This window comes from Streptomyces sp. NPDC046887 (assembly GCF_040644755.1).
GTDB lineage: Bacteria > Actinomycetota > Actinomycetes > Streptomycetales > Streptomycetaceae > Streptomyces > Streptomyces lichenis.
This window is the reverse complement of record NZ_JBEYXH010000035.1, coordinates 30659-41931: the sequence shown is the minus strand read 5'-3', so window position 1 is coordinate 41931 and position 11273 is coordinate 30659. Positions and strand designations below refer to the sequence as shown.

Sequence of the window (11273 nt, the reverse complement as noted above, 5' to 3'; positions counted from 1 at the left end):
TCCCGGACTCACGGGAAGTGGGTCACCGTCGAGGGGATGGTGGAGGTGCCCGAGGTCGGGCCTCCCCGGTCGTTGATCACATGCTCGAACTGGCCGTTGCCGCCCAGCGAGACCACCGACAGGCTGTGGAACCGCACCCCCGGCTTCACCGGCGCCTTGAAACCGTGGTCCTGCCGGATCGTCGGATCGACGTTGTAGTAGCAGTAACTGCCCAGCCCCCAGCCCTCATGGGTGTCCACCGAGTCGTCCACCCGGTAGGCGGCGTACCCCTTGGTCGCGCCGTTCTGGATGGCGGCCTGGTCGGGCGCGTCATAGGCCTTCTCGTTCTGGAAGAAGATCGTCCGGCCGCGCTCCCCGTACCACTCCACGTCGTACTTGTTGAAGTGCTCCACGAACAGCCCGGTCGCCAGCACGTCGTCGCCGTTGACCCGCACCCCGTAGTCGGCCCGGTTGGTCTCCCAGCCCCAGCCCTCGCCGTGGTCGGCGCGCCACACCCAGGTGTGGTCGATGATCGTGTCATCGCTGTTGACCACCATGCTGGTGGTCGCCTTGCCCGGGCCGGCGCCGCCGATCCGGATGAACACGTCCTGCACCGTGGTCGGATTGGCCGCATGGTCCGCGGACGCGCCCTCCGGGCCGATCTCCACCAGCGTACGGGAGTTGACCGGGCCCGCGTCGATCAGCAGACCCGCCAGCCGCACCCCGTCCACATCGGCGACCTTCAGCGCGGTCACCCCGTTGTCCGGGATGATCGTGGCGTAGCCGAGCCCCAGCACCACGGTGTCCGCCCGGTTCACCTCGATGGGCCGGTCCACGTGGTAGACGCCGGGGGTGAACAGCAGGTGCAGCCCCTGCGCCAGCGCCTGGTTGACGGTGGCCGCGGTGGCGCCCGGCTTGACCACGTAGAAGCGGCTCAGCGGCAGCGAGGTGCCCTGCGGCGCCCCGTTCCCCCACGAAGTGCCGCGCGCGCCCGTCCGCTTGGCCGGCACGAACACCTTGTACTCGGTGCCGTCCAGATACAGGAACGGCTTCTCCCGCGAGACCGGGGTGGTGTCCAGGGTGGTGTACGGCGGGTTGGGGAAGCCCGTCGCCGGCGCGCCCTGCACCCCCGAGAAGACCATGTTCCACACGCCGTTGGTCCAGCCGCCCACCGAGCTGTCCCGGGTGTACCACTGCTGCTGGGAGTACGGGCCCACGGTGCCGTCGATCCTGCTGTCCGCGATGTAGCCGCCGCTCGCCCAACCGTAGCCGTCCGGGGCCAGGTTGAGCCCGCCCTTCACGTGCATCCGGCGGAACGGGGCCGCCTGCGACACCGCCCACCGGTTGGTGCCGCTCACCGGGTTCAGCGCCAGGTTCTCCGCCGAACGCCAGAAGTTCTGGGTGGCGTTGCCGTTGAACCAGCCCGCGTCGACCGTCACATCACCGTTGAAGGTGGTGTCGTCGGGGGAGAGGCCCAGGCCCGAGATCGAGGTGTAGAACCCGATCTGCGCGTTGATGTCGCTGTACGTACCCGGCTTGAACAGCAGCTGGTAGCGGCCGCTGCCGAACTGCGCCGACTCCTGCCGCCGGAACACCTCGTCCAGCCGGCCCTGGATGTTCGGCGTCGAGGGGTCGAAGACCAGGACGTTCGGGCCGAGGTCGCCGCCGCCCGGCAGCTGCGGACCGCTTGTGGTGGTGCCGTACACCTGGAACTCCCAGAGCGAGTAGCCCCACTGGGTGGCGCGGGCGGTGCCCAGCATCCGCACGAAGCGGGCGGTGCCGCTGACGGCCGCGGTCTGGGTGCCGCCGGTGGAGGTGGTGGTCGTGTAGGCATCGGTCCAGTCGGTCCCGTTGCCGGACAGCTGGATCCGGTACGCCCTGGCGTACGCGGCCTCCCAGCGCAGCACCACCCGCTCCACGGAGGCCTGCGCGCCCAGGTCGACCTGGAGCCACTGGGGATCGGACGCCGTACTGGACCAGCGGGTGCCCGGGTCGCCGTCGACCGCCGCGCCGGCCGTGGACCAGGTGTGCTCCTGACTGGAGGCGGTGGCCGGCCTGCCCTGGGAGAGCAGGACCGGCTCGGCGTGCGCGGGGCGCGCCGGGACGAGGGCGAGCAGGGTGGCGAACAGCGCGGCCACGAGGAGCGCGGCAGTGCCGCGGGCCCGTGGTGGACCACTGCTCCGCGGTGCGAAGGACATGGGGGTCTCCTGACTGGCGGATCGGCGGATCGGCGGATCGGCGGGTGCGGCGGACTCGGCGGCGCGGACGCGCCGCGAGGGGAGGAAGCAAGGGGATCGGAGAGTGGGAGAGCGCTCTCCGGTCCATCGGATGTTTCAGCCGGGTGACACCCCGCGTCAAGAGGCGTGCACCGATGCAACGACCAGCGATCCGGCACCCGTTGGCCGACCTGCGCACTTCGGTGGAGCGCTCTCCCGTGGAGTCGGCGGAGTGCTATAAAGACGCCCATGAGCGCCGCCATGAGCAGAGGCTTCGGACGGTCCGCGGGTGCCCCCACCCTGGAGGACGTGGCCCGTGCCGCCGGCGTCTCCCGCGCCACCGTCTCCCGGGTGGTCAACGGCGTCCGCAACGTCGACCCGGTCATCCAGGACGCGGTACGCCGGGCGGTCGCCGCCACCGGCTACGCGCCCAACCGGGCCGCCCGCTCACTGGTGACCCGCCGGGCCGAGACCATCGCGCTGGTCGTCTCCGGAGCGGACGACGACTCGCCCTCCGCGTCCACCGCGTTCGCCGGACGGACCGTCACCGACCCCTTCTTCGGCCGGGTCGTCACCGGAGTGGTCCAGTTCCTCCGGCCCCGCTCCATGCACCCGGTGCTGATGTTCGCCGAGTCCCCGGCCGACCGCGACCATGTGGTGTCCTATCTCCGCCAGGGCAGCGCCGACGGCGCCCTGGTCGTCTCCAACCACGCCGACGACCCGCTGCCCGCCCAACTCGCCGCCGCCGGCCTGCCGGCCGTGGTGTTCGCCCGCCCCGCCCTCCCGGTACCGCTCAGCTGCGTCGACCTCGACCACCGGGACGGCGCCCGGCTGGCCGCCGAGCACCTCCTCGCCCTCGGCCGTGCCCGCCCGGTCACCATCACCGGCCCCACCGCCCTGCCCGCCGTCCAGGAGCGCCTCGGCGGCTTCCGCGACGCCATGGCCCGCCACGGCGTCCACACCGTGCCCGTCGCCGAGGGCGAGTTCAGCCAGGAGTCGGGCGAGGCCGCGATGGCCCGGCTGCTGGCCCGCCACCCCGACCTCGACGCGGTGTTCGCCGCCAACGACGTGATGGCCCAGGGCGCCTGCCACGTCCTGCGGGACCGGGGGCGCCGGATCCCCGAGGACGTCGCCGTCATCGGCTTCGACGACGGCCCGGTGGCCGCCTCCTGCCGCCCGGCGCTCACCACGGTCCGCCAGCCCGTCGAGGCCATGGCCGCCGAGATGGCCCGGCTGCTCCAGGGCCACATCGAGCACCCCGACCGCCCGGCCACCACCGTCGTCTTCACCCCGGAACTGGTCCTGCGCGAGTCCGCCTGACCCACCCGCCCCCGGGCCACCGTCCCTCATGTCTCCGGACATGCCACCGGCCGCCCCCGAGGGGACGGCCGATGCGGGGCCCGGGCGCCGGTCACACCGGCACCCGGAGCGCCACGTCAGTCGATCTCGAACTCGCCACCGCGGACGTACTCCACCCGGACGTCACCGGCCTGCGCCCGAGTGGCGTCGAACCAGGCGCCCTCGACGTCGGAGGTGTGGGCGGCGGCGGGACCGGCGGCGGCGAGACCGACGGCCATCAGGCCGGCCAGAACGAAAGCGATACGCCGAAGCATGGGTTTCTCCTTCGAGTGGGGACTTCCGTGACGACTGTTCACCACCCCGCGCGCGCCCGCACCCCGAGCGGTCCGCCCGGGTGGCGCCGCGCACGGCCGCGCCCCCGCCGCCGCGCTCGGGGCGCGGGGACGGGGGCGCGGGTGAGAAGGAGCGCGGGGCTCAGGTGCGGGTCGGCGGGTCCTGGTTCGGGTCCCTGCCGAACTCGTCCTTCATCCTGTCCTGGGCGGAGTCGACCTGGCCGCTGTACTTGCCCCCGGTCCGCTTGTCGACATAGTCACCGCCCTTCTCGACACCTTTGTCGACCTGGGACTCGTGGCCTTTCAGCTTCGCCTTGATCTTGTCCATCATGGACATGGGTCATCCTCCTCGCCGAGCGATCCCCCGCCCCTCAGTCTCACGCGGCGGTCCGGGCTTCGCATCCGCGCGCGGCCGCCCCCGTTTCCCCATCGGCGAAACCGCACGTCAGAAGGGGTTTCCCGGCGCCGCGGGTCAAGAAGTGGCCCCCACCCCGGCCGGTCAGTCCGCCGAGACCGTCCCCGCCAGTCAGTCCGCTGAGACCGTCCAGCCGTCCGCCTCGATCCGCGCGGCGTCCGCGGGCCGGGTCTCGTCGAAGAGGGTCCGGGCCCCGTCCAGGACCCGCAGCCCGTCCACGTACACCCCCCGGCCCACATACCGCGGGTCCGTGGTGTACCGCCAGCGCAGCCGCACCTCGGTGCCCCGCCAGCCGGACAGATCCGCCTCCACCCGGTGCCACACCCGCCCGGACCAGCCGGTGACCGTCCCCCGCGGACGGGGCTCGGCGGCCGCGCCGGGGCGCGCGGTGGTGAACGGCACCGGCCGCCAGCTCGCCCCGCCGTCCCCCGACGCCTCCAGGAACACCGCGTCGGTACGGGGCTCGGTGTCCCACCACAGGGAGCAGCGCAACCGGGGGCGGGGCGAGCGGGGGGTGAGGGCGGGCAGAGCCAGCACCGCCGTCCTGCCGGAGGCCATTCCGCCGAACCAGGCGGTACGCCCGTGCGCGGGGCGTACGGCGACGGCACGGGCCATCCGGTCGGCGGTGGCGACCCGGGGCGCCGAGCCCGAACGCCAGGAGCGCACCGGGTGCACCGAGTTGCCGAGCACCACCAGGAAGGAGTCGGTGGTGGGGTCGATCACCAGACTGGTCCCGGTGAAGCCGGTGTGACCGGCGGTCAGCGGGGTGGCCATCGCCCCCATGTACCAGTGCTGGTTCAGCTCGAAGCCGAGCCCGTGCTCGTCGCCCGGGAAGTCCGTGTTGAAGTCGGTGAACATCAGCGTGACCGAGGACGGCTCCAGGATGCGGGCCCGCCCGTACACCCCGCCGTTGAGCAGGGTGCGGGCCAGCACGGCCAGGTCCCAGGCACAGGAGAACACCCCGGCGTGCCCCGCCACCCCGCCCATCGCGTGGGCGTTCTCGTCGTGCACCTCGCCCCACACCAGGCCCCGGTCCAGACCGGACCACGGCGGGCGGGCGTCCTCGGTGGCGGCGATCTTGGGCCGCCAGGAGGCGGGCGGGTTGTAGCGGGTGCGGTGCATGCCCAGCGGGCCGGTGATCTCGTTGCGCAGCAGCCCGTCCAGCGCCTGCCCGGTGATCTCCTCCAGGATCAGCTGGAGCGTGATCAGATTGAGGTCGGAGTAGCGGTAGACCGAACCGGGCGGGTCGGCCGGGGCCTCGTTCCACAGCAGCCGCAGCTGCCCCTCCCTGGTCGGCTCCTGGAACAGCGGGATCCAGGCCCGCAGCCCCGAGGTGTGCGTCAGCAGCTGCCGTACGGTGATGTCCTGCTTCCCGCCGCCGCCGAACTCCGGCAGATAGGCCGCGGCCCTCTCCTCCAGCTCCAGCCGGCCGCGCTCGATCTGCCGCACCGCCAGCACGGAGGTGAACAGCTTGGACACCGAGGCCAGGTCGAACACGGTGTCCTCGGCCATCGGCACCCGCCGCTCGGGCGGCAGCTCCACCCCGGTGTCCGTCTTCTCGTCATAGCCCGCGTACCGCACCGCGTGGCCGATCGCCCGGTGCAGGGCGACCGTCCCGCCGCGCCCGGCGAGCAGCACCGCCCCGGCGTACCACGGGTGGGCGGGGGAGGGGCCGAGGAAGCGCTCGGCCTCCGCCACCAGGTCGTCCAGCGCGGCCGGCAGCAGCCCGGCCCGCTCGGCGGAGCCCAGACGCAGGGTGGGGCGGCTCTCCGGCCGCGGATGCCCCGCGGGCCGGGCCTCGGCCGCCGCCGCCCCCGGAACCGCACCGATCACCAGGGCACCTCCCAGTGCCAGCATCCCGCCACCCAGCCGGCGGCGGCTGATCTCCGGGTGCCTGCCACCATGCTCCGCCCCCTCGGCCATCGCCGCCCTCTCCACTCGCCGCGGGCGGCACGGACCGGCCGCTCGCTGAAAGAATCCTTCGGACCCCCGCGCAGTAGGTGAAACTTTCTTACCGCCGCCGGTGCCGCGTCAAGAACCCGGTACCCGCGCCGTGCCCGGGGCCGCAGGGCCCCATCGGCCCACCCGGTTTGGCGGATCACCTGACGAGATGACAGCGTGAGGCCATGGGCAGCGGCACGGAGGGCAGGGACGGGGCGGCGGGCGAGCGGTCCACGGCGCGGCGCGGCGGTGAACCGGGGGAGGGGAGCACCGGGTCGGGTCACGCCCCCGACGGGTTCCCGGCGCGCCAGTGGACCACCTGGGTACCGGTCGCCGCCGTGGTGGTCCTCGCCCTTGGCTGGGGCCGTGACCTGCCCGGTCCGGCGCTCGCCCTGGTCGGCGCCGTACTGATCGGCTCGGTGCTGTCCGCCGTCCACCACGCCGAGGTGGTCGCCCACCGGGTCGGCGAGCCCTTCGGCTCCCTGGTCCTCGCGGTCGCCGTCACGGTGATCGAGGTCGGGCTGATCGTGATGCTGATGGCCGGCGGGGGGCCGGAGGCCGCGACCTACGCCCGGGACACCGTGTTCGCCGCCGTGATGATCACCTGCAACGGCATCGTCGGCCTGTCACTGCTCGTCGCGGCCGTGCGCGAACGCGTCGCCGTGTTCAACGCCGAGGGCTCCGGCGGCGCGCTCGCCACCGTCACCATGCTGGCCACCATGACCCTGGTCCTGCCGTCGTTCACGACCAGCCACGCCGGTGCCGAGTTCTCCGGCGCGCAACTCGTCTTCGCCGCCGTGGCCTCGCTCTGCCTCTACGGCAACTTCGTGGCCGTGCAGACCGTCCGGCACCGCGACTACTTCCTCCCCGTCGCCCGCCACCCCGAAGGCGGCGGCACGCCCGCGACCCCCGAGGACCCCGAGGAGCACGCCCCGCCGCCCAGCGCCCGCACCATGTGGTGGAGCGTCACCCTGCTGCTGGTGGCCCTGGTGGCGGTCGTCGGCAACGCCAAACTGGTCTCACCGGCGATCGAGGACGGTGTCGAGTCGGCCGGACTGCCCAAGGCGGTGGTCGGTGTGGTCATCGCCCTGGTGGTGCTGGCACCGGAGACCCTCGCCGCCGTGCGCGCCGCCCGCCGCGACCGGATGCAGACCAGCCTCAACCTCGCCTACGGCTCCGCCATCGCCAGCATCGGACTGACCGTGCCGGCCATCGCGCTGGCGTCCATCTGGCTGAGCGGGCCCCTGGTCCTCGGCCTCGGCGCGGTGCACCTGGTGCTGCTGGCCCTCACCGCGGTGGTGAGCGCCCTGACCGTGGTGCCGGGCCGGGCCACCTCCCTCCAGGGCGGACTGCACCTGGTGCTGTTCGCCGCCTTCGTGTTCCTCTCCATCAGCCCCTGACGACCGCCCCGCCCCTCCGGCAGCCTTCCGCCGACCCGCCGCCCCACCGCCCACCGGCGCGCGTAGGGTGACGGGCAGGCGGCCGGACGGCGCCGTGCACGGGGAAGCACCACCAGCCGAGGAGTGCGTGCGCATGGCCAGGATCGACCTGTCCGCGGGACCGATCGACTACCAGGACACCGGCGGGGACGGCCCGGTGCTGGTGTTCTGCCATGGCGTCCCGATGAACGAGACCCAGTGGCGCAAGGTGGTGCCGCTGATGACCGGCTACCGCTGCGTCCTGCCCACCCTGCCGCTGGGCGGCCACCGCACCCCGATGCGCCCGGACGCCGACCTGACGCAGCGCGGAGTGGCCCTGCTGCTCGGCGAGTTCATCGAACGGCTCGGGCTGGACGAGGTGACGCTCGTCCTCAACGACTGGGGCGGCGGCCAGTTCCTGCTCTCCGAAGGCCGGGGCGAGCGCATCGGGCGGCTGGTGCTGGTCGCCTGCGAGGCGTTCGACAACTTCCCGCCCGGACCGGGCAAGGCCCTGGAGGCGATCGCCCGTGTCCCCGGCGGCATCAGACTGCTGCTGAACCTGCTGCGCATCCCGGCGGTGCGCCACGCCAAGGGCGGCTACGGCGGGATGAGCCTGCGCGGCGTACCGGACGAGATCATGGACGACTGGTTCGCCCCGGCCCTCCGAAACCGCTCCATCCGCCGGGACTTCGCCCGGTTCGCCGCCTCGGCACCCGATCGCGCCACCCTCCTCGACTGGAGCGAACGGCTGCGCTCCTTCGACCGCCCCGTCCTGGTCATCTGGGCGGCCGAGGACCGGCTGATGCCCCGGGAGCACGGCCCCCGGCTCGCCGAGCTCTACCCCCGGGGACGGCTGGTCGAGATCGCCGACTCCGCCACCCTCGTCCCCGAGGACCAGCCTGAACGCCTCGCCGCCGAACTCCGCTCCTTCCTCACCGAAACCGCCCCACCACCGCCCCGCTGACCGCGCGCCGGCCATCCCCGTGCCGGCACCGGACCGGCACCGGACCGGCGAGGCTCCCGACCAGTGCTCCCCGCGCCCCGTCCTGGCGCCCGGCCCCACCACGCCGGGAGTCACCGGCGCGGCGGGGCCACCGGGGGCCGGCCCCTCACTGGCGCACCCGCACCACCCTCAGCTTCGGGTCCGCCAGGATGTCCCGCTCGCAGAACCGGGCCGTCACCCACCGCTCACCGGAGAGCAGCCTCGTCTGGTCCGCGAAGTACGGCGAGAGCGGGTTGGACGACTGCGAGTACGTCAGCAGCGTCCGGGCCACCGGGCAGCGGCCACCGTCCCAGCCGACCGCCTGCACATGGCTGGTCCCGTGCACCACCTCCGTGTAGGCGCCTTTCGCGGGGTCCCACTGCCCCACGATCATGTTCCACACCCCCAGCTGGCCGGTGCCGCCGGGCACCGGGAACCGCTCCCCGCCGCGCACCACGTACTGGTGCGCACCGAGCGGCGCGTCCAGCGCGGTGCCGGAGGACCGCAGCTCGGCCACCGCCTGCCGCAGCGCCGTCGCGAACCCGGGTCGGGAGGTGTCCAGGGTGTTCGGGGTGCCTATCGGGCCGGCTGCCGAGAACGGCACCTTCCACAACTGCCCCGAGGGCACCGAGGCGCTCAGCTTCCGCCAGAACCGGTCGAACAGCAGGGCACCCCGGCTGCCGGTGTCCATCGTCCGGTCCCAGCGGGCCAGTACCGCGCACGCCTCCGGCTCGTCCGGGAGCGCCGCCGGGCAGGCCTTCACCACGTCGGCGACGGCCAGGTCCGCGGCGGGCACCCGGTTGGCGAACTGCTGCCGCTGGAGGTCGGCCACCTTCAGCCCGCCCCTGGCCGCCATCGCGGACACGTCCTCGGTGCCGCCCCGGGTACGCAGCGACCGCTCGGTCGCCACGGTGCCGAACACCCGCTCGTAGCCGGTCAGCGGCCGGTCGGCGTTGGCCAGCCAGGCGCTGTCGTTGGAGTTCACCGCGTACGGCGCGTCCTGGAGGACCGGCATCCGCGCCGGCCCGAAGATCCCCGGCTGGGCCGCGTCCCGGTCACTGCCCAGTGCGCAGTCCCCGCGCGAGCCGTCCAGCACGGCCAGCCCCGCGGCCGGGTAGACCACCCTGCCCAGCGGCGTCGAGCAGCGCTCCGCCAGCTCGTCGGTGATCCTCGGCAGCACCTGCGCCTGAGTGAACAGGGTGCCCCCGGAGGAGTCCGCCGCGATGGTGTTCACCCAGGGCAGCCCCTGCGCCCGGTCCAGCGCCTGGCGCGCCCCTCGCACCGAGCGCGCCTTGGCCAGGCCCAGCGCGGCGTCCGTCATCCGCAGATTGGCCGCGTTGGGATCGTGGAGCGCGTACGCGGTCGTCGCCGACCAGGGCAACGGCAGCTCGGCGTCCAGCGAGGTGACCACCGGCCCGAACCGGGTCCAGTACTGGCTGCGGCGCACGCTGGAGCCGTCCTTCAGCGGCACCGCCACCGTCCGCCGGGTCATCCGCTCCCGCGCCCCGTCCACCAGGTAGACCGTCGGGTCCGCCGGGTCCAGGGTGAGCTGGTGCAGGTTGAGCGGCACCCCGGTCGACACCGTGTGGCTCCACGCCACCTTGTCGGTGAAGCCGATGCTGACGGCGGGCGAGCCGAGCAGGGAGCCGCCCGACACGTTCAGTTCACCGGGAATGGTCTGCTGCGACTGCCAGAACCGCCGCCCGCCGTGCCAGGGGTAGTGCGGGTTGCCGAGCAGCAGCCCCCGGCCGTTCGCCGTGGTACTGCCCCGGAAGGCCACCGCGTTGGAGCCCATGTCGGCCTTGTCGGCCGCGAACAGCTCCCGGGCCGCCCGGGCCGAACGCGCCGGATCGGCCGCCGCCCCGGCCGTGGCCTTGCCTGCCGTCGGCGGCCGTGCGTCCGTGATGCCGTCGACCGCCCCTCCCTCGCCACCGAGTACGGCGAGCGCGTACATCCGGCGGGCCACGTCCAGCTCGCTCACCGGCCGCACCCAGTCCGCGGTCCGGCAGGCCGGATCGGTGATCCGGTTCTGCCGCAGCCAGGCGTTGTAGCCGGCCGCCCAGCCCCGGACCAGCTCCTTGGACTGCCGGCTGGGGCCCTGCGGCGACGGCCGGTCGAGCAGCCGCTCCACGGTCCGCGCGTCCCGCACCCCGCGGAAGTACAGGTCGCTGCCCAGGTTGGTGGAGGCGGAGGAGAGCGAGCCGTCACTCTCACCCTCGGGACCGAAGTACCGCGACCGCTCACCGCGTACGGTCGTGAAGCCGTCGGCCAGCAGGCAGACCTGGTCGGCCGCCTGCGCCCAGCCGGTACCGAAGCCCAACTGCGCGTAGTCGCGGGCGAGGATGTGCGGTATACCGTGCTCGGTGTAGCGGATCGTCGCGGACAGCCGCCCGTCCGAGGGGCGGTGCCGTTCGGGCCCGTCCGCCGCGGGCCCCGGCGGGCCGGCGGCGGACGGCGTGGTGCCGGCGATCAGCGCCGCCAAAGCGGCCACCACCGGAACCAGGATTCTCCTGCGGGTGCGTGGGGCGAGCAACGTGCCTCCCAGCGGAAGTCGGCAGAACGCGGCGAACGCACCGGGCGACCGCTTCCGCCGTCACCGGGCGTTCGGCTCATGCACCCATCCCGCCCCGCACACTGTCAACCGCCCCACGGGGGTCCGAGCACGACTTCCGGGACCGCTCAGGGACACCG

The 11273-nt window shown here is 73.6% G+C and carries 8 protein-coding genes; 3 read left to right on the top strand and 5 right to left on the bottom strand.

Annotated features, from left to right (window positions below; genetic code table 11):
- Positions 1 to 8: 8 nt before the first annotated feature.
- Positions 9 to 2177: a discoidin domain-containing protein gene (locus tag ABZ945_RS26060; protein WP_361274037.1), complete on the bottom strand. Its 2169-nt coding sequence runs from the start codon at positions 2175 to 2177 to the stop codon at positions 9 to 11.
- A gap of 267 nt (positions 2178 to 2444) precedes the next feature.
- On the opposite strand from ABZ945_RS26060, the gene ABZ945_RS26055 reads away from it, so the two are divergent.
- Positions 2445 to 3515 (top strand): LacI family DNA-binding transcriptional regulator, encoded by a 1071-nt coding sequence (locus tag ABZ945_RS26055; RefSeq protein WP_361274034.1) that lies wholly within the window; start codon positions 2445 to 2447, stop codon positions 3513 to 3515.
- Between the two features lie 116 nt (positions 3516 to 3631).
- Here the strand turns inward: ABZ945_RS26055 and ABZ945_RS26050 are convergent, their stop codons facing one another.
- The 3 genes from ABZ945_RS26050 to ABZ945_RS26040 all read right to left on the bottom strand — a co-directional run bounded on the left by ABZ945_RS26050 (position 3632) and on the right by ABZ945_RS26040 (position 6164).
- Complete coding sequence (locus tag ABZ945_RS26050; RefSeq protein ID WP_361274031.1) at positions 3632 to 3808, bottom strand: hypothetical protein; 177 nt, start codon at positions 3806 to 3808, stop codon at positions 3632 to 3634.
- 160 nt (positions 3809 to 3968) lie between these two features.
- Entirely contained in the window at positions 3969 to 4163 is a 195-nt protein-coding gene (locus ABZ945_RS26045; RefSeq protein WP_248634956.1) for an antitoxin, read from the bottom strand.
- Positions 4164 to 4352: 189 nt separating this feature from the next.
- Positions 4353 to 6164 carry a serine hydrolase gene (locus tag ABZ945_RS26040; RefSeq protein ID WP_361274028.1) on the bottom strand — a complete coding sequence of 604 codons (1812 nt, stop codon included), beginning with the start codon at positions 6162 to 6164 and terminating at the stop codon, positions 4353 to 4355.
- A gap of 203 nt (positions 6165 to 6367) precedes the next feature.
- Here ABZ945_RS26040 and ABZ945_RS26035 point away from each other — a divergent pair, with 203 nt between their 5' ends.
- On the top strand, positions 6368 to 7582 hold the full coding sequence (locus tag ABZ945_RS26035; protein ID WP_361274026.1) for an ionic transporter y4hA: 1215 nt from the start codon (positions 6368 to 6370) through the stop codon (positions 7580 to 7582).
- 133 nt (positions 7583 to 7715) lie between these two features.
- The gene (locus ABZ945_RS26030; protein WP_361274024.1) at positions 7716 to 8564 is read left to right on the top strand and encodes an alpha/beta hydrolase; all 849 of its coding nucleotides are present in this window, start codon (positions 7716 to 7718) and stop codon (positions 8562 to 8564) included.
- 145 nt (positions 8565 to 8709) lie between these two features.
- Here ABZ945_RS26030 and ABZ945_RS26025 read toward each other — a convergent pair whose 3' ends face one another.
- Positions 8710 to 11076, bottom strand: coding sequence for a penicillin acylase family protein (locus ABZ945_RS26025; protein WP_361274022.1), 2367 nt, complete (start codon positions 11074 to 11076; stop codon positions 8710 to 8712).
- Positions 11077 to 11273 lie beyond the last annotated feature (197 nt).

Excerpts from the sequence above, each read along its gene's own strand:
- ABZ945_RS26035 (WP_361274026.1), top strand. The coding sequence starts at position 6,368 with ATGGGCAGCGGCACGGAGGGCAGGGACGGGGCGGCGGGCGAGCGGTCC.
- ABZ945_RS26030 (WP_361274024.1), top strand. The coding sequence starts at position 7,716 with ATGGCCAGGATCGACCTGTCCGCGGGACCGATCGACTACCAGGACACC.
- ABZ945_RS26060 (WP_361274037.1), bottom strand. The coding sequence starts at position 2,177 with ATGTCCTTCGCACCGCGGAGCAGTGGTCCACCACGGGCCCGCGGCACT.
- ABZ945_RS26055 (WP_361274034.1), top strand. The coding sequence starts at position 2,445 with ATGAGCGCCGCCATGAGCAGAGGCTTCGGACGGTCCGCGGGTGCCCCC.
- ABZ945_RS26050 (WP_361274031.1), bottom strand. The coding sequence starts at position 3,808 with ATGCTTCGGCGTATCGCTTTCGTTCTGGCCGGCCTGATGGCCGTCGGT.
- ABZ945_RS26040 (WP_361274028.1), bottom strand. The coding sequence starts at position 6,164 with ATGGCCGAGGGGGCGGAGCATGGTGGCAGGCACCCGGAGATCAGCCGC.
- ABZ945_RS26045 (WP_248634956.1), bottom strand. The coding sequence starts at position 4,163 with ATGTCCATGATGGACAAGATCAAGGCGAAGCTGAAAGGCCACGAGTCC.